The organism is Micromonospora fiedleri, assembly GCF_016774385.1.
GTDB lineage: Bacteria > Actinomycetota > Actinomycetes > Mycobacteriales > Micromonosporaceae > Micromonospora > Micromonospora gifhornensis.
On record NZ_JAETXL010000019.1, the window covers coordinates 26,038 to 42,679 of the forward strand.

Annotated in this window: 20 protein-coding genes; 13 read left to right on the plus strand and 7 right to left on the minus strand. The window is 69.9% G+C overall.

Going from position 1 to position 16,642, the window contains the following annotated elements; translation table 11 throughout:
- Window positions 1–41 precede the first annotated feature (41 nt).
- Entirely contained in the window at window positions 42–590 is a 549-nt protein-coding gene (locus JMF97_RS29670) for a DUF6993 domain-containing protein (protein ID WP_203224543.1), read from the plus strand.
- Window positions 591–664: 74 nt separating this feature from the next.
- Window positions 665–1,144, plus strand: a complete 480-nt coding sequence (locus JMF97_RS29675; RefSeq protein ID WP_273543969.1) for a barstar family protein — start codon at window positions 665–667, stop codon at window positions 1,142–1,144.
- Between the two features lie 36 nt (window positions 1,145–1,180).
- On the opposite strand, the gene JMF97_RS29680 is transcribed toward JMF97_RS29675, so the two are convergent.
- Together JMF97_RS29680 and JMF97_RS29685 are read right to left on the minus strand one after the other, a co-directional pair.
- Window positions 1,181–1,543 (minus strand): GntR family transcriptional regulator, encoded by a 363-nt coding sequence (locus tag JMF97_RS29680; RefSeq protein ID WP_102659736.1) that lies wholly within the window; start codon window positions 1,541–1,543, stop codon window positions 1,181–1,183.
- Complete coding sequence (locus JMF97_RS29685; protein WP_102659735.1) at window positions 1,540–2,316, minus strand: hypothetical protein; 777 nt, start codon at window positions 2,314–2,316, stop codon at window positions 1,540–1,542. Before JMF97_RS29685 ends, JMF97_RS29680 begins: the two co-directional genes overlap by 4 nt.
- Window positions 2,317–2,420: 104 nt before the next feature.
- Here JMF97_RS29685 and JMF97_RS29690 point away from each other — a divergent pair, with 104 nt between their 5' ends.
- The 5 genes from JMF97_RS29690 to JMF97_RS29710 all read left to right on the plus strand — a co-directional run bounded on the left by JMF97_RS29690 (window position 2,421) and on the right by JMF97_RS29710 (window position 7,325).
- The gene (locus JMF97_RS29690; protein ID WP_203224568.1) at window positions 2,421–3,407 is read left to right on the plus strand and encodes a serine hydrolase domain-containing protein; all 987 of its coding nucleotides are present in this window, start codon (window positions 2,421–2,423) and stop codon (window positions 3,405–3,407) included.
- Between the two features lie 55 nt (window positions 3,408–3,462).
- A complete protein-coding gene (locus JMF97_RS29695; protein ID WP_203224545.1) occupies window positions 3,463–3,825 on the plus strand; it encodes an alpha/beta hydrolase in 363 nt (120 codons plus the stop codon).
- Window positions 3,826–3,969: 144 nt separating this feature from the next.
- The gene (locus JMF97_RS29700) at window positions 3,970–4,911 is read left to right on the plus strand and encodes a DUF5996 family protein (protein WP_102659732.1); all 942 of its coding nucleotides are present in this window, start codon (window positions 3,970–3,972) and stop codon (window positions 4,909–4,911) included.
- Window positions 4,912–5,001: 90 nt separating this feature from the next.
- A complete protein-coding gene (locus JMF97_RS29705; RefSeq protein WP_203224546.1) occupies window positions 5,002–5,826 on the plus strand; it encodes a hypothetical protein in 825 nt (274 codons plus the stop codon).
- 68 nt (window positions 5,827–5,894) lie between these two features.
- On the plus strand, window positions 5,895–7,325 hold the full coding sequence (locus JMF97_RS29710; RefSeq protein WP_203224547.1) for a serine hydrolase domain-containing protein: 1,431 nt from the start codon (window positions 5,895–5,897) through the stop codon (window positions 7,323–7,325).
- On the opposite strand, the gene JMF97_RS29715 is transcribed toward JMF97_RS29710, so the two are convergent.
- Window positions 7,322–8,050 carry a hypothetical protein gene (locus tag JMF97_RS29715; RefSeq protein WP_203224548.1) on the minus strand — a complete coding sequence of 243 codons (729 nt, stop codon included), beginning with the start codon at window positions 8,048–8,050 and terminating at the stop codon, window positions 7,322–7,324. The genes JMF97_RS29710 and JMF97_RS29715 overlap by 4 nt on opposite strands.
- A gap of 144 nt (window positions 8,051–8,194) precedes the next feature.
- Here JMF97_RS29715 and JMF97_RS29720 point away from each other — a divergent pair, with 144 nt between their 5' ends.
- Window positions 8,195–8,614 (plus strand): ankyrin repeat domain-containing protein, encoded by a 420-nt coding sequence (locus JMF97_RS29720; protein WP_203224549.1) that lies wholly within the window; start codon window positions 8,195–8,197, stop codon window positions 8,612–8,614.
- Between the two features lie 70 nt (window positions 8,615–8,684).
- Here the strand turns inward: JMF97_RS29720 and JMF97_RS29725 are convergent, their stop codons facing one another.
- Complete coding sequence (locus JMF97_RS29725) at window positions 8,685–8,963, minus strand: hypothetical protein (RefSeq protein WP_102659728.1); 279 nt, start codon at window positions 8,961–8,963, stop codon at window positions 8,685–8,687.
- A gap of 42 nt (window positions 8,964–9,005) precedes the next feature.
- Window positions 9,006–10,448 carry an SDR family NAD(P)-dependent oxidoreductase gene (locus JMF97_RS29730; protein WP_438803782.1) on the minus strand — a complete coding sequence of 481 codons (1,443 nt, stop codon included), beginning with the start codon at window positions 10,446–10,448 and terminating at the stop codon, window positions 9,006–9,008.
- Window positions 10,449–10,652: 204 nt separating this feature from the next.
- Between JMF97_RS29730 and JMF97_RS29735 the strand changes: the two genes are divergently transcribed.
- The 4 genes from JMF97_RS29735 (at window position 10,653) to JMF97_RS29750 (ending at window position 14,533) form a co-directional block, all read left to right on the plus strand.
- Window positions 10,653–11,888 (plus strand): sensor histidine kinase, encoded by a 1,236-nt coding sequence (locus JMF97_RS29735; RefSeq protein ID WP_203224550.1) that lies wholly within the window; start codon window positions 10,653–10,655, stop codon window positions 11,886–11,888.
- Window positions 11,885–12,550 carry a response regulator gene (locus tag JMF97_RS29740; RefSeq protein WP_102659725.1) on the plus strand — a complete coding sequence of 222 codons (666 nt, stop codon included), beginning with the start codon at window positions 11,885–11,887 and terminating at the stop codon, window positions 12,548–12,550. Before JMF97_RS29735 ends, JMF97_RS29740 begins: the two co-directional genes overlap by 4 nt.
- Window positions 12,551–12,623: 73 nt before the next feature.
- Entirely contained in the window at window positions 12,624–13,364 is a 741-nt protein-coding gene (locus tag JMF97_RS29745; RefSeq protein WP_203224551.1) for an alpha/beta hydrolase, read from the plus strand.
- Window positions 13,361–14,533 (plus strand): acyltransferase family protein, encoded by a 1,173-nt coding sequence (locus JMF97_RS29750; protein WP_203224552.1) that lies wholly within the window; start codon window positions 13,361–13,363, stop codon window positions 14,531–14,533. The genes JMF97_RS29745 and JMF97_RS29750 overlap by 4 nt, the downstream gene beginning before the upstream one ends.
- 6 nt (window positions 14,534–14,539) lie before the next feature.
- On the opposite strand, the gene JMF97_RS29755 is transcribed toward JMF97_RS29750, so the two are convergent.
- Window positions 14,540–15,088, minus strand: coding sequence for a VanZ family protein (locus tag JMF97_RS29755; protein ID WP_203224553.1), 549 nt, complete (start codon window positions 15,086–15,088; stop codon window positions 14,540–14,542).
- Window positions 15,089–15,238: 150 nt separating this feature from the next.
- On the opposite strand from JMF97_RS29755, the gene JMF97_RS29760 reads away from it, so the two are divergent.
- Window positions 15,239–15,925 (plus strand): hypothetical protein, encoded by a 687-nt coding sequence (locus JMF97_RS29760; protein ID WP_203224554.1) that lies wholly within the window; start codon window positions 15,239–15,241, stop codon window positions 15,923–15,925.
- A 95-nt stretch (window positions 15,926–16,020) separates the two neighbouring features.
- On the opposite strand, the gene JMF97_RS29765 is transcribed toward JMF97_RS29760, so the two are convergent.
- The gene (locus tag JMF97_RS29765; RefSeq protein ID WP_203224555.1) at window positions 16,021–16,530 is read right to left on the minus strand and encodes an O-acetyl-ADP-ribose deacetylase; all 510 of its coding nucleotides are present in this window, start codon (window positions 16,528–16,530) and stop codon (window positions 16,021–16,023) included.
- Window positions 16,531–16,642 lie beyond the last annotated feature (112 nt).

Below are 16,642 nucleotides of genomic sequence, written 5' to 3' on the forward strand. Positions count from 1 at the left end.
ACCATCAGATCTCTCGGTACCGAATACGACGGGGGTCGGGTATGCGGGCGGGAAAGGTCACCTGGCCGGCGGTTGTCGTCGCGCTCGCCGTGCTGGCGCCCGGCTGCGCGGCCCCGGGCACCCGGGACGGCGACGTGCAGGCGACACCCCCGGATACGTCGTCGCCGGGACTCTCGTCGTCGCCCCCCGTGGTGGCGGAACCGACCGGTCGCCAGCCAGACGCACCTCCCAACCATGCCGACAACAACGGCTGGAAGCGGCGGAATGAACTGTCCGCTGCGGATGAGCGCGCCGGGGAGAAACTCGCCGCGCGGATCCGGCCCCCGCTCGAGGCGCTACGCGCCGCCGGGGACTTCGCGCCGGCGTCCACCCAGGGGGCGCTGCTCGATCTGGGCATTCAGGCAGACGCGATCACGGTCACCGCCATGCGACCGCCGATCGGGCAGAAGACCCCACCACCGGGTGCGGTGTACGCGGTGCGGTTCGGGAACGTGGGCTGTGTGATCGGCGACGTACGACCCGACCGAGTCATGGTCGAGGTCACCGGCGCGGCTGCCGAATTCGGCTGCCTGGAACCGTTCTCGCACTGACGCCACCCGGCCCCGGGCCAGTGCCCGGCGGACAAGGCGGCCGGCGGGGGAGGATGCCGATCGAGGGGGACGGGATGACTGACGAAACGTGGCGGCCGGCCCCTGATCCACTCGTGGTCTGCTCGCGTGGGTCTCTCGTGGAGTTGGCCGCAGTGCTGCCGTCGTCCGGCAGATTCGTCGTCGCCCGCCTTGACGGCACAAGGATGACGGACGCCGACCACGTCCTGTACGACTTCTCGGACGCCTTGTGCCTTCCCCGCTACTTCGGCTGGAACTGGGACGCCCTGTCCGACTGCCTCGAAGATCTGCACTGGCTGCCCGCGGACGGCTACCTGCTGATCGTCGACAACGCATCCCGGCTGTTGGCGGACACTACCCAGGATCGGCACACACTCTTTCGTATCCTCGCCCGGGCAGTACACCACTGGGCCAGTCCGCTCGGCCAGCCGGAGGGCAAGGCCGTCCCGTTCACGACCCTGCTGCTGTGTGACCGCGACGAAGAGACGGTACGCCTGCGGCAGGACATCGCCCGGGCACTGCACAACGGCCGGTGAGATCCCACACCGCTCGCGAGCGTCCTGGTTCACTCATCAGCGTTGCCGCACGCCAAGAGCCGCCTCGACGATCCGGACGGCCTCAGCGGGATCGATGCCGACACTGGTGACGACCGCCGCGTAGTCGCGGGCGGCGCTGTGGGCCCGATCGAGAGCCTGCACGCCGGCGGCCGAGACGAACGAGCCTGCCCGCCCGCGGGTCTCGATCAACCCGGCCTCCTCCAACTCCCGGTACGCCCGAGCGACGGTGTTCACGGCCAAACTGAGATCGGCCGCGAGTCGACGAATCGTCGGCAGTCTCGTACCGACGGCCAGCGAGCGGTCCTGGATCTGTCGGGCGAGCTGCGCCCGCAACTGCTCGTACGGCGGTGTCGGCGAGGCCGCGTCGATGACGATCATCGGACGGCCATGGCTTGCCGCGCCGCCGTCCCGGCGCCCGGGCTCCGGGTCTGGATCAGGCAAAACGCGATGACGCCCGCCACCACGAGCAGCAACGAGACAGCGTTCCACCAGCCGAGGGATTCCCCGTACAGGAAGATGGCCGGCAGCGACCACGTCAGACTGGGTGTGACGAGGGCTCGGGCGTCCTCGACCCGCATGATGACATCGGCGGTGAGCGACGCCTCGTCCTCCGCCACGGCCGGGCTGGCCAGCACCTGACGCAGCTGCATGACAGTGCCGACGCCGGTGCCGGCGAGACCGATCAGCACGACGGCCGCCCCGTACCGCAAGCTGGAGTCCGAGACCGGCAGCACGCTCACCGCGAGCAGCGCGGCGCTGGTGAAGGTGGCGACGGTGAAGACGGCGTACGGCCGACTGAGCACCGCTGGCCAGCCGAGTTGGACCGGGTGGGCGACCCGCCGGGACAGGTGCCCACCGGCCCGCTGATCGACGCGCCGCACCCACCAGCCGAGCAGCCACTGCGCCGCCAGCACCCCGATCACCAACGCCGTCAACGCCAGCAGGGGCAGCCAGAAGGACGTGGCGTAGGTGAGTCGCAACGCGTGCGTGAGTGCCGCGCCGATCAGGAACCCGGCCAGCAGGGCACTGTCGGCGAGCCTGGCGCGTCGGCGCACCGCCAGCCGTGCCGCGAGCAGCGGAGTCGGCTCGACGTCGGCCAGGCCGTGCCGGGCCAGCCACTGCCTGACCTCCGTGTGATCTGCCGGTCGCATGCCACCACCCCCGAATGTCTCAACCCTTGTATCAATAGGTTGAGTCATAGCATGCGACAATGTCAACCCGAACCATGGCCGACATCGCCTCCCCGGAGTGCCCCATGACGACGCAGATGCGTAACCGTCTCGATCACATACGTCGAGCCGGCCACGTTGATGGTCTGCATGCCGTCGCGGCGGTTCGCGGTGGTCACACCGTGCTGGAGTACTACGGGGCCGGAGAGGATTTCGCCTGGGGTGACTCGCTGGGCGTCGTCGAGTTCGGGCCCGAGACGCTGCACGACATCCGGTCGGTCACCAAGAGTGTGACCGTTCTGTTGTACGGCATAGCGCTCGGCGAAGGACTCGTCCCGCCGCCGGCGGAGCCGCTCCTGCAACGGTTCCCCCAGTACCCCGACCTGGCTGCCGACCCCCGGCGTGCCCGGCTCACCGTCGAGCACGCGCTGACGATGTCGTTGGGCGTGGAGTGGCGCGAAGATCTCCCGTACGACAGCCCGGCCAACGCCGAGATCGCGATGGAGTTGGCTCCGGACCGATACCGGTACATCCTTCAGCGGCCGATCCTCGAACCGCCTGGCACCCGTTGGACCTACTGTGGCGGTGCCACCGCCCTGCTCGGCCGACTGATCGCCGACGGCACCGGGCAGTCGCTGTCGCAGTACGCGCAGGCCGTGCTGTTCGCGCCGCTGGGCATCGGCAGCTTCGAGTGGATGACCGGCGCGGACGCAGTGGCGTCCGCCGCGTCCGGGCTGCGACTCGCGCCCCGCGACCTGGCCAGGCTCGGTGAGCTGGTGCTGGCCGAGGGAACCTGGGACGGTCAGCGGGTCGTCCCCGCCGACTGGATTCGCACGATGCTTCAGCCGCGCCTGCAGACCACCTGGGGCACGCAGTACGGCTACCAGTGGTACATCGAATCCATCGGTGGCCATCGGCTGCTGGCAGGGATGGGTAACGGCGGCCAGCGCCTGTTCGTCCTGCCCGACCTGGACCTCACCGTAGCCATCACCGCCGGCAACTACGACGACCCCGACCAGTGGCAGACCCCGCTCACGGTGCTGGAACGGGTCATCCTTCCCGCGATGGCCTGACGGCACCCCGCCCGCCGGTCAGCCCATCGGCAGCGCCGACCGCAGGCGGTACCCGATGTTCGGCGCGGCCAGCGCGAACATCACCCCCTGCGCCTACTGGGCACACGAGCCGTCCGAACCGCCGGTGCGGATCAACGACAAGGGGCCACGCAACGTGCTCATCGTGCAGAACCTGCGTGACCCGGGCACGCCGCACCGAGGTGGCGAGCTGCTCCGGGAGAAGTTCGCCAAGCGCCCCCGGCGCGTCAGCGTCGACGGCAGCGGCCACGGCGTCTACGTGTACGGCGACAACGCGTCCGTGCTGAACGTGACCACCATCTACCTGGTGGGCAGCACGATGCCGAAGGACACGTTCTGCAGGCCTACGAACCCGTACGGTGGGATTCCGACCTACGGGAATCAACGCACGCCCCGGTAACGTCAACCCGGAGCACCGCTGATCACCCGGAAGGGGCAACACGGCCGATCATCGAACCGTGGTGCTCTGTCCGGTGCCGGCCCGCAGGGCACGATTACGACGACCGCCACCCTCGCATGTACCGCGTCAAGGATGTGAGTAGCGATGACAAGCCCGGCAACGACGAGCTGGCCGAGCCTGCGGGTATCGGACTGGACCGCCACCCGCGAGACCCTGCACATGTGGACTCAGATCGTGGGCAAGATCCGCATGGCGCACGCTCCGATGATCAACCACTGGTGGCAGGTCACCCTGTACGTCAGCCCGCGTGGGTTGACGACGTCGACCATTCCGTACGGCACGGGTGCCTTCGAGATCGAGTTCGATTTCCTCGGCCACCAGCTCGATGTCCGTACCAGCAGCGGCGACGCGCGGAGCCTCCCGCTTGCGCCGATGCCGGTCGCCGAGTTCTACGCCCGGATCATGGACATGCTCAAGCAGCTCGGGATCGAGGCGCCGATCCGGGCGCGCCCCAACGAGGTCGACCCGGCGATCCCCTTCGCCGAGGACTACGAGCACGCCTCCTACGACGGCGAGGCAGCCACCCTGTTCTGGCGACAAGTGGTGCAGGCGGACCGGGTGTTCGGCGAGTTCCGGTCCTACTTCGTGGGCAAGGTCAGCCCGGTGCACTTCTTCTGGGGCGGTATGGACCTCGCCTGCACCCGCTTCTCCGGCCGGTCGGCCCCGCCGCACCCCGGCGGCATGCCCAACTGCGCGGACTGGGTCATGGCCGAGGGCTACTCCCGCGAGCTGTCCAGCTGCGGATTCTGGCCCGGCGGCGGCGAGGAAGGCGCCTTCTACTCCTACGCCTATCCCGAACCCGACGGGTTCGCCGAGCAGCAGATCGGCCCCGAAGGCGCGTACTTCAGCACCGAGTTCAAGCAGTTCCTGCTGCCGTACGAGGTCGCCCGCGCCGCACCGGACCCCGACCGTGCCGTCGCCGAGTTCCTCCACAGCACCTACAAAGCCGCAGCCGACCAGGGGCACTGGGACCGCTCCGCCCTGGAGGACGATCCGATGCGGTGGCACCGCACCCCTGCGCGGTAGAGGCGCCAGCGGTCACCGTTGCGGTGCTGTCGGAAAGCAGCGGGTAGCTGGCAGGTTCGGTGCCGTGGACTGACCGGAGAGGATGCACGGGTGGATCCCACGACGTTGCACTGGGCGTCACGCCGCTATCTGATGACGCGGTACGAGGAACTTCACAGCGAGTACGGCCGGCTGCCCGACGGTAGCCGCCGAGCCGACGGGTACCACTACACCACCGAGGCGAAGCGAATCTTCCCCCGCTACGACGTCGTGGAAGCCATGCTGATGGAGGTTGAGCGACTCGATCCGGATCGGCTGCCCGCCGTCGACGTACTGGTCAGCATGATGCTGGCGGCTGCCGACGGTGGGGACTCCCCGCTCACCGAGCCGCCGTACGACGAGGTCGAAGCACAGGCCGCGGCCGACGAGCGCCGGCTGTTCGCCGCGAAGGTGCAGCATTGGACGGCGCAGGCCGACGTCCGCGCCGACCCGGTCCCGTATCGGCGCGTGCTCACGCGCGAGGAGTCATCGGCCTGGCGGACGTCGCTGCAGCGGCGATGGGGCGTGCAGAGCGGCGGGTGGCACCCGATGCTCAGTGCTGCGTTTCCACACGACGTGCTGGTGCTGACGGAGGAGTCGATGTGGCAGGGCGACGGCGTGGATCAGGTTCGCCGAGTGCTGCGAGAGTTGGGCCGGCCGCGGGTGGTCGAGTTACGTGAGTATGGGGCCGACTACCTGCTCGATGTCGAGATCGTCGCCCCGCGGTACACGGGGCCGGAGGGTTACTGGACCGACGAGCAGCACGATTGGATCGCCTACGCATCCCACGAGGGAACGGTGGCATTCGGCGGCGTTCTCTCCGCCGGGCTCGTGGCGACCTGGCCTGGGGTCGACCGGTGGCGGTGGCCCGGATGGCAGGCATTCGGCAACAGGTGAGCCACGACTTCCGCAGGGAAGCGCGAGACCAACTCATCCCAACTCCGCCAGCCGGTAGGTTTGCCGGCATGTCATCGACTCCGGCGCCGTTGCTGCCTGAGACTCGACGCGCGCTGGTCCACCGGTTGGCCACCGGTCAGGTAGCGGGCCGGGCGCCATCGGTGGTCGCGGCCGTGGTGCGGGACGGCCGTCCTGTCTGGCAGGGCGGCTGGGGCACAGTGGACGGCCAGGTGCCCGACGGCGATATCCAGTACCGCATCGGCTCGATCACCAAGACGTTCCTGGCGGTGCTGGTGCTTCGCCTGCGCGACGAGGGGCGACTCGCGCTCACCGACCCGCTGGGCGAGCATCTGCCCGGCACGGTCGCGGGCGAGGCCACGATCGGTGCCCTGCTGGCGCACACCGCCGGGCTGATCGCTGAGGCACCCGGGCCGTGGTGGGAACGCACCCCGGGTGCGCTGCGTCCCGACCTGGCCGACGTGCTGGGCAACGATCCGCAGCTGCATCCGGCCGGACACCGCCATCACTACTCCAATCCCGGCTACGCGCTGCTCGGCGCGCTGGTGCAGCGGGTTCGTGGCCAGGCATGGGGCGACGTGCTGCGGCGCGAGGTGCTGGAGCCGCTCGCGATGACCCGTACCACCCTGCTGCCGGTCGCGCCGCACGGGACGGGCTGGGCGGTGCACCCCTGGGCCGATGTGCTGCTGGCGGAGCCCGCCGTGGACACCGGTCTGATGGCTCCTGCCGGGCAGTTGTGGTCGACCACGACGGACCTGGCCCGGTTCGCCGCGTTCCTCATCGACGGCGACGACCGGGTGCTGCATCCGGACACCGTCGCGCAGATGCGCAACCCGACGAGCCCACCCGAAGCGACGGACTGGCACATCGGCTACGGCCTCGGCATGCAGTTGCTGCGCCGCGACGGCCGCCTGCTGGCCGGGCACACCGGCTCGATGCCGGGCTTCGTCGCGACCGTGTGGGTCAGTCCCGATGACGCCCTGGGCGCGGTCGTGATGGCCAACGCGACCGCCGGCCTGTCCGCCGGCACTCTCGCCGCTGACCTGCTGCAGACCGTCGCCGAACGAGAGCCGCGAATCCCGGCCCCGTGGCGGCCGCTGCCCTCGATCGATCCACAGCTGCTGGACCTCGCCGGCCCGTGGTACCGGGGACCAGCCCCGTACGTGCTACGCCCACAAGCAGACGGCTTCATGGAGTTGGCCGCGATGTCCGGCGGAAACGGCACCCGACTACGCCCCACCGGCGACGGCGACTGGGAAGGGCTCAACGGCTACTTCGCCGGCGAAAGGCTGCGGGTGCACCGCGATGCGGACGGCACCGTCAGCCACCTCGACCTCGGCACCTTCGTCTTCACCCGACAACCCTACGACCCGGCGACGCCGGTACCCGGCGGCGTCGACCCGACCGGCTGGCAGGCCGACTCGACCCTCGACCAGGGCGGCGTCGGTGATGACGGTGGTCGGCCCGGTGTCGACGGCTAACGGTATTGGCGCTCCTGGGCGGCGCGGACCTTCTGACGTATGTCGTCAGGGATTTCGACCACATGAACGGTGATCGCGAGAGCCAGTAGCGCCTGTGCGGCCCAGGTACGCGACGTTGGCTGGAACGGCCTCGCTGCGGCCGGGTCGCTCATGCAGAGTACGAGGCGGGGACGTGGGTACATCGTGCTGGCGATCCACGTGAGCTTCAGCGCGTCGGCCAGTACCTTGTGACGCTGCGCCGACTTCGGCGGACCCTGATGGGCCCAGCACTCCACGAGAACAGTCCGGCCGCTGTCGCAGCCGTCGATCTCGACCCGAGCCCCCGACGGCACTGCGATTTTCGCCGGTTCCAGTGTCAGGGCGAGGTCGCGGCCGAGCAGATCAAGCATGACTCGCTCCGCGTGGCGCTGCTCCGCAGAGTGCCCGGCAGGCAAGTGATCGTCGAGGGTCCGAACAACGGCAGCAGGTGCAAGCGGCCCGCTGTGCGGTGTTCTCGGAGCCTCGGCCAGCACCCCGTCCGTCCGCTCAACGAGTTCGTTGACGATCTTCCCGTCGGGGCCTTCCCACCGCCGGACGGCTCCGGCCAGTTGCAACGCGCGGCAGATCTGGTTGACCTGCTGCCGCGGCCGGACACCCGTACGCTGTGACAGTTGGTCATCGTCCAGCGGCCTCGAACTGAGCCGAAGTGCTTCGAGGACACGGTCGCGATTGCTGGCAGCCGTCACGCATGGAGTCTGACCGACGGTCAATGGCCTCGCCTCCTCCGTTCGGCGGTGCACAAGGCGTGCGCCCGACATGCGGCACGAGCGGTGCCCGTGCGCCGTGCGCGGGAATGCTCCTGACGAGGCGAACCACCTACTCTGACGCTGGTGAACGTCCGAGAGCGCAAGAAGCTCACCGCCCGCCTGATGACGTCGCTGCTGCGTGGCGATCTTCCGGCCGTGCGTGCGCTGTTGCGTGCGGAGGCAGACCCGAATGCGGCAGATCGTGACGGCACGACGCCGCTCTACCTGGCCGCCGTGCAGAACGAGCGTGCGGCGGTGCGGATTCTCCTGGCTGCCGGCGCGGACCCGAATGTCGGAAGCGGGCGTGGCGACGAGGGGACACCCTTGACCGCAGCCGCAGCGTGGGGGCACGACGACGTCGTCCGCGAACTCCTAGCGCAGGGCGCGGATCCGAACCTCCGCGAAGACCACGGCAGCGGACTGTCGCCCCTCGAATGGGCCGTCCGAAACGGCAACTCCAAGACGCAAGCGCTACTCGAAGCCGCAGGCGCGACATCCCCATAGAACCCCCACGTGAGCAGCAGAAACGCTGCGCGTGAGTCGCAGCGCAAGGGTCAGCGGTGTTCCTGACTGATCAGTGCACCGCAAACGGTCCCTCGGCCTGCTCCATGAGCGAGTACCCGACATCGTCCCAGCGCCGTTCCATCTGCGTATCGCGCGCGACGTACACCTCACCTGCGCCGGCCGGCACCTGCGTATGTGTGCTCCGCCATGGAAGAAACGGCCCGACCTGCTCCCCGCCCAGGGCGACCACCATGTTCGGCCATCTGCCATGCAGATCGTCCAGCATCCCCCGGATGCCGGCGTCCACCGGCGCGCTGGTGACCAGAACCGTGTCGTACCCCGTGATCATCTGCGCTCCGCTCGGCTGAGGTGCGTGTCCGACTCGCACGGCTCACCAGGGGCTGGGTGCGTAGTCCTTGAGGAAGCAGCCGTACAGGTCCTCGCCCTGTTCGCCCCGGACGATCGGGTCGTAGACGCGGGCCGCGCCGTCGACCAGGTCCAGCGGGGCGTGGAAACCGGCGTCCGCGAGCCGCATCTTCGTCGGGTGGGGCCGTTCGTCGGTGATCCAGCCGGTATCGACACTGGTCATGAGGATGCCGTCGGTCAGCATCTCCTGGGCGCTGGTGCGGGTCAGCATGTTCAGCGCAGCCTTGGCCATGTTGGTGTGCGGGTGTCCCGGCCCCTTGTAGCCGCGGGCGAACTGGCCCTCCATCGCTGACACGTTCACCACGTACTTGCGGCGGGCGGTCGCTGCGGCCATCGCCGGCCGCAGCCGGCTGACCAGCACGAACGGCGCGGTCACGTTGCACAGCTGCACTTCGAGCAGTTCGACCGGGTCCACCTCGTGCACCCGCTGCACCCAACTGTTGACCGCCCCGAGGTCCGGCACCAGACCGCCGGCGTCGATGGCGGTGGCTGCGGCGATCCGTTCCGGTGACGCGGAGCCGCTGGTCAGCGCGAGCGCGGTGAGCGCGTGCGGGGTGATCGCCGTCTGCGGACCGGCGGTCAGAACGCCGGTCGGCCCGCCGGGTTCGGCCGGTTTGGCGAACGTGATCATCTCCGGTAGCGGGCCGTCCGGTAGGGCGGCCGCCTCCGCGGCGACGAGGTGTGCGTACGCCTCGGGAGTGCGGCGGACGGTCTGCGCCGCATTGTTGATCAGAATGTCGAGTGGCCCCTGGGCGCTGACCGAGTCGGCGAGGGCGATCACCTGGGCCGGGTCGCGCAGGTCGATTCCGACGACCCGGAGGCGGTGCAGCCAGTCCGCGCTGTCGGGCATCGCGGCGAATCGGCGGACCGCGTCGTGCGGAAACCGCGTGGTCACCGTGGTGTGCGCGCCGTCGCGGAGCAGCCGCAACGCGATGTACATGCCGATCTTTGCCCGGCCGCCGGTCAGCAACGCACGCCGGCCGGTCAGATCGGTACGCGCGTCGCGGCGCTCCCGGTTGAACGCGGCGCAGGGCGGGCAGAGCTGGTGATAGAAGGCGTCCACCTCGCGGTAGCGCTGCTTGCAGATGTAGCAGCCACGAGGGTTGTGCAGCACACCGGCAGTGGTGCCGTCGGTGGGGGAGGCGAGCGGGATGCCCTGCGTTTCGTCGTCGATCCGGCCGGGAGCGCCGGTGGCAGTGGCGGCCGTCACCGCCTGGTCGGCCGCGAGGATGGCGTCCCGCCGTTCCGAACGGCGCCGTTGCTTGATCATCTTGTAGAGCTTCGCGGTGGCGCGTTGCACCCGTACCACGTCGGGATGATCGGGAGGCAGATCCTCCAACGCCTCAAAGACGCTGAGACAGGTCTCCAGCTGGCTACGGTCGATGCCCTGGTGACCGTTTTCCGTCATGTTGTCTGCCGTCATGCTGCCGCTGTCTCATCCCGTTCCTGCGCCGGAACCACCCGGCCCACCCCAAGTCCGACCAGGAACTGTACGCGGCCTTGACGCATGCCGCGTCGGCTCATCAGCACAGAGCCGCCGGGGCCGTCTTCGGCGCATCCCGCCGGCACCGGGTAACGCCGGCAGCACGGCAGGCGACGGTACCCTGTCCCCATGCCCGTGCCCGCACCGCTGCGCGATCTGATGCGGGCGGTCGCCACCGGCCACGACGCGCGACCGGGGATGCCCGCGCCGTTCGGCCGAGTGCCTCCATGGGCAGGTCTGCGCCCGTATCTTCAGGTGTGGGCGCCGCTGACCGCGTTCCTGCTGTCGCTCTGCGCGCTGGCGGTGCTTTCGCGGTACCAGGTCGGCAGTCTCGAGACCATCCTCATGGCTGCGCTGACCGGGTTGCCGGTGGCGCTGCTGCCCGGGCGCGCGCTGTGGGCGTGGCGGGTGGCGGTGGCAGCCACCGTGATCAGCGGCGCCAACCACCTGTACGACGAGGGCTTCCCCTGGCCGGGCAATCCGGTGCTGATTCTGGTCTACCTCGTCGTGCTGGTTGTGGTCGGCTACCGCCATCCGCCGGGGGTGCTGTTCTGGGTCTGGGCGTTCAGCATCGCCATGCCGCTGCTGTTTCTCGGGCCGAGCGCCGCCTACGGCGGCATGCTGCTGGTCACAGTCGTCCTGCTGGTCGGCCACCTGTTGAGTCGATGGGCGCAGGCACGCGCCGGCCTGGTCGCGGAGCAGGAGCGGGGCGCGATGCTTACCGAGCGCGCCCGCATCGCACGTGAGCTGCATGATGTCGTCGCCCATCACATGTCCCTCATCGCGGTACGGTCGGAGACCGCGGCGTACCGACTGGAGAGCCTGCCACCGGCGGCGCGTGCGGAGTTCGGTGAGATATCACAGTCCTCCCGGGAGGCGCTCACCGAGATGCGGCGACTGCTGGGCGTGCTGCGCGGCCCGGACGAGCAGCCGTCGACAGCTCCTCAGCCCGGCCTCGCGGACCTGGGCGCGCTCGTGGCAGGTACGCGGGCGGCCGGAACCCCGGTCGCGTTGGCGGTGGACGGGAACCTGACCGGCGTGCCGGACGCCGTGGATCTGTCCGCCTACCGGATCGTGCAGGAGGCGCTGTCCAATGCGGCACGGCACGCTCCGGGCGCGCCGGTCGACCTCACGCTTCGCCGAACCCGCAACGAGGTGAACATCCGCGTGCGCAACGAGGCGACGGTTGACGGCGGTGATCGGCCGGCTGCCCCGACGGATACCGCAGCGTCCGGTTCCAGCGGGCAGGGCCTGCGCGGCATGCGCGAACGCGTGGCCATGCTCCACGGCAGGCTGAACGCCGAACCGACCGAGGACGGCGGTTTCGAGGTGCAGGCGACGCTGCCCCTGGACGGCCAGACGTGATCAAGGTTCTGCTCGTCGACGACCAGGCAATGGTCCGGGAGGGTTTCGGGGCGCTGCTCTCCGCCCAGGAGGACATGGTGGTCCTCGCGGACGCCGCTGACGGCGAGCAGGCGGTCGCCGCCGCGCGCCGCTACGACCCTGACGTCGTCCTGATGGACATCCGTATGCCGACCATGGACGGTCTGACCGCGACGCGCCGGATCCTGGAGGTGCCACCCGGCCGGCACCGGCCGCGAGTGCTGATCCTGACCACCTTCGACCTGGACGACTACGTTTTCGAGGCGCTGAGGGCTGGCGCGAGCGGGTTCCTGCTCAAGGACGCACCGGCTGCCGACCTCGTTCACGCGGTACGCGTGGTGGCCGCCGGTGACGCGCTGCTCGCCCCCTCGGTGACCCGGCGACTCATCGAGGACTATGCGAGCCGGGCCCGGCCGCGACCCGCCCGCTCGGATCCGATCAACACGCTCACCCAGCGGGAAACGGACGTGCTGCGGCTGGTCGCCCGCGGGCTGTCCAACCGGGAGATCGCGACAGATCTGGTGCTCGCCGAGCAGACCGTCAAGACGCACGTCAGCCGGATGCTGACGAAGCTGAACCTGCGAGACCGGGCGCAAGCGGTGGTCTACGCGTACGAAAGTGGCCTGATCAACCCCGGCGGGTAGTACCCCGGTACCGGTCGGGATCGGCACCCGAGAGTGACGCCGCACCAGAGGGCCGGTACCTAGCGTCACTGCCATGAAGCGATGGTTGTTGCGGCTGCTCGCGGCGGCGCTGCTGACCGCGGCGTGCCCAGCCCCGACTGCGGTGCCGACCGGTCCGCCGGTGGTGCGGGCCGTGGGTGATCTGCGGGCCGCGGACCGGATCGTCGTACTCGTGCCGGGCGTGGACACCACCTCTGAGAACTTCGACCGTGGGCACGGTGACGTCGCGCACCGCTCGCCTCACTGGCAGGCCCGGCAGTTGCACGCCGCGTGCGGCGGGCGGGTCGCGGTGGTTGCCTGGCTCGGCTATCTGCCGCCCGACGGCATCGGCCTCGCTGCGGCCCGGTCGGAACGCGCGATGGCGGGGGCAACTGCCCTGACGGGCTACGTCAGGCAGCTCGCCACGGCCCGGCCACACGCAACGATCACGGTGATCGGGCACAGTTACGGCTCCCTCGTCCTCGCGTACGCCGCCGCCCGGTTGCCCGTTCAGGTCACCGACATCGTGGTGCTCGGAAGCCCCGGCCTCGACGTCGGTAACGCCGATCAGCTGAGGACCGGCGCGCGACTGTGGGTCGGCACCGCCGAGGGTGACTGGACCCGCCGGATTCCCGAGGTGCGGATCCTCGGCCTGGGACACGGAACGAACCCGAGCCGGCCCTCGTTCGGCGCCCGGTACCTGAACGTTTCGGGTGCCGAAGGGCACGACGGGTACTTCCTGCCGGGAACCACGTCGCTGCGGAGTCTGGCCACCGTGGCACTGGGGGAGTCATGACCGCCAGGTCACTCGCCGCGCGCGTGGAAGCGGTCACGCCGGCCGGTCGGGACCGATCCATCGACGCACTTCGTGCACTGGCCATCGCCGGCGTGGTGCTCGGTCACTGGCTGGTCACCGCGTTCGTGGTCACCGAGCCGGGGCTGCGGGTGGCCAGCCCGCTGTCGTACCTTCCCGCTCTCGCACCGTTGTCCTGGCTACTGCAGACCCTCGCCGTCTTCTTCTTCGTCGGCGGGTACGCCGCAGCGCGCGGGCTGCCCACGGCAGGCGGCTACCGCGAATGGCTGCTGGCGCGGATGAACAGGCTCTTTCGTCCGGCGCTGGCACTTGTAGCCTTCTGGGCCGTGGCGGCACTGATCTGGATGCCGGCCATCGACGGCGAATCGGCGCGAGCCGTCTGGACCATCGTGCTGAGCCCGCTGTGGTTCCTCGTGGTGTACGCGGGGCTCCTCACCGTGACCCCGCTCGTGCTGAACCGCCCCGGTCGGCTCGTCGTGCCGCTCGTGACGGCGGTCGTCGCGGTCGACGTGGCGCGCTTCGGCCTCGGCGGCCCGGCCTGGCTCGGTGGAATGAACGTGCCCACCGCCTGGCTCGTGCCCTTCTGTCTCGGGGTGGCCTGCGCCCGAGGGGCCCGGCTGCCGGCGGTCGGGCTACTGGTCGGCGGGACCGCGGCCACCGCCGTGCTGATGCTCTGGTTCGGCTATCCCGCCAGCCTCGTCGGCGTCCCAGGTCAAAGCCGGTCCAACCTGAACCCGCCCGCGCTCGTCGCGGTGACCTTCGGGCTGGCCCAGGTGGGGCTCGCGGTACTGCTGCGCGGCCCGCTGACCCGGCTCGTCCGCCGCCCCTTGGCCTGGGCAGTCGTGGCCCTGGCGAACCTGTGGGCCGTACGGATCTTCCTGTGGCACCAGACCGCGCTGGTCGCGGTGACAATGTTCGCGCTGGGCCACGCCCGACTAGCCGGACTGCACACCGCACCCGAGACACCGTGGTGGATCCTCGCCCGCCTCGGTTGGCTGCCGATCTTCGCACTCGTCCTGCTGGGTGGGCTGATGCTGGGCGGCCGCATCGAAGCGTCGCGCCGTCCCGGATCGGGAACACCAGCAGCCCGTGGAGTTCCGGAAAGGAACCGGGGGAGAAGCCCCGAACGTGGTGGGTGTCCGGCTCCGTGACCGGGCTCATCGCGGCGGCGGTACGGGCAACAGGCGAGCGGGAACCGGCAGCCGACGCGCCGCGAGGACGGCCAGGCCCGCGCCCGCCGTGTTCAACAGCACGTCGTCGATCGACGAGACACGTCCGAGTGCCAGGGCGTACTGCAACACTTCCACCGCGGTCGACATGCCGGCAGCCACGATGACCACATGTGTGAGCCGTACCTGCCATCCCATGCCCAGACCGAACCCGACCGCCGCGAACACCAGCAGATTGCCGACGATCTGGAAGAACGCGGTCAGCGGAGGGTCGGCGAGGATCTCCACAAGGTCACGCAGCGGCACCAACCGAACATCACGGGGTGCGTCGAGTGGGGTGAGGACCACCACCAGCCACGGCAGCGTCCAGACCGACATGACCGTCGTGGCCCATGCCCGCCGGGCCGCCAGCCCTGCCGGGACACCGCGCTTGCGGTAACAGGCCACGAGGTGACGCGTACCGACCAGGCCGGCCATGACGAGAGCCACCGCAGTCGCCACGACCGGAAGCCAACGCAGGTACCCGCCTGGGATCATCGTGGGGCATCGTAGTCCGGGCCGGGATCCGGCTGACTCTTGACGAGATGCCAGCGGGTCGGATGCCGTGGGGCGGAACCTCCTTGCCGGACATGGATAGACTTCGCTGTCACGGGCTGCCGGGTCGTGTCCGGTGGCGAGGAGGACCCGATGACACCTGAACCGTGTACGGACGGCACGTTCCGGCACCTGTCCGTGGACCTCCACCCGGTGGGCGGCGGCGACGACGGCATGACGGGTTACACGCTGTGTTCGGCCCCGCAGCGTCCGGTCCGAGGCGATGACCAGGCGGCGATCGACGTTCCTTACGACGCGTATCGCACTGACACGCACGCGGACATCGCCGCGTTGCCGCCGTGCGGAGAGTGCCTGCGGGTGGCAGCGTTGCTGGCCGACCCCGAGACCGCGCCGCCGCTGCATCGCAGTCCCCGGCCGGACCTCCCCTCCGAGTTGACCGGTGACGTGATTCGGCGTCTCCTGGACACCGACATCGCCACCGGTGCCCCACCCGGTCGGCGGGCCGCCGTGCACCTGCTGACCTTCACCGCAGTCCCGGATCAGCCCGGCTTCGCTGACCTCGTGGAGCGCCTCAGTCTGCTGTGGGGCGCGGATGGCACCGTGGAGATGGGGCAGGTCCGCGATTGGGAGGCAGTGGTTCGCTTCGCCGCGACTGCCGATGTGCCGGACCGCGACCGGCAGATGATCGCGTTGGCCGCGAGCCTTGCCGGTGGGCCGCCGGTCGACCTCGAAGCCGCCGCCAGCTTCGTCGATGATCCGGCGGCGGCCCGGCGGGTGATCGAGGCGATCACGATCGCCTCAGGACGCGGCGACCGGTAAGAGGATCGGCACCTGAACCCCGCACCAGATCGCAGGCTACGCGGGCCTTTCGCAGCACCGCGCAGGTCACGCCGCCGGCAGCAGTGCCGGACGGATCAACCCGTGGCCGTCAGCGCGGCTTGCAGATGCTCGCGGGCGTCTTCGTCGAACGCGACGAGTCGTACCCGTTGGACGTTTGTCGCCGTTGACCTGATCGTTGCTACGGCGATGCGGGCTGCCTGGTCGGCAGGGAAGCCGTACACGCCGGTGGCGATTGCCGGGAAGGCGACGCTGCGGGCGCCGAGTTCGTCGGCGACCTGCAGGCTCCTGCGGTAGCAGGAGGCCAGGACGTCGGCCTCCCCGTGGCCGCCGCCCTCCCAGATCGGCCCGACCGCGTGGATGATGTGCCGCACCGGCGGGTCGAGGTCGAAGGCCGGGGTAGCCATCGCGTCGCCCGGCTCGCAGGGGCCGATCGCACCCCCGGCCTGGGCCAGGCGAGGCCCGGCAGCCCGGTGGATCGCACCGTCGACACCACCACCGCCGAGCAGCGACTCGTTGGCCGCCGTGACGATGGCGTCCACGTCCTCCCGCGTGATGTCACCCATCACAACCTCGATGTTCACCACGGCAGCATCGTGACACACCGCTGGCGTGCCGGCACGCTGTCGCCGAACCGGTGGCCGCGCCATCTCATCAGCGACGTGTGCCGCCATACGATCGGGCAGGTGCTGATGCATC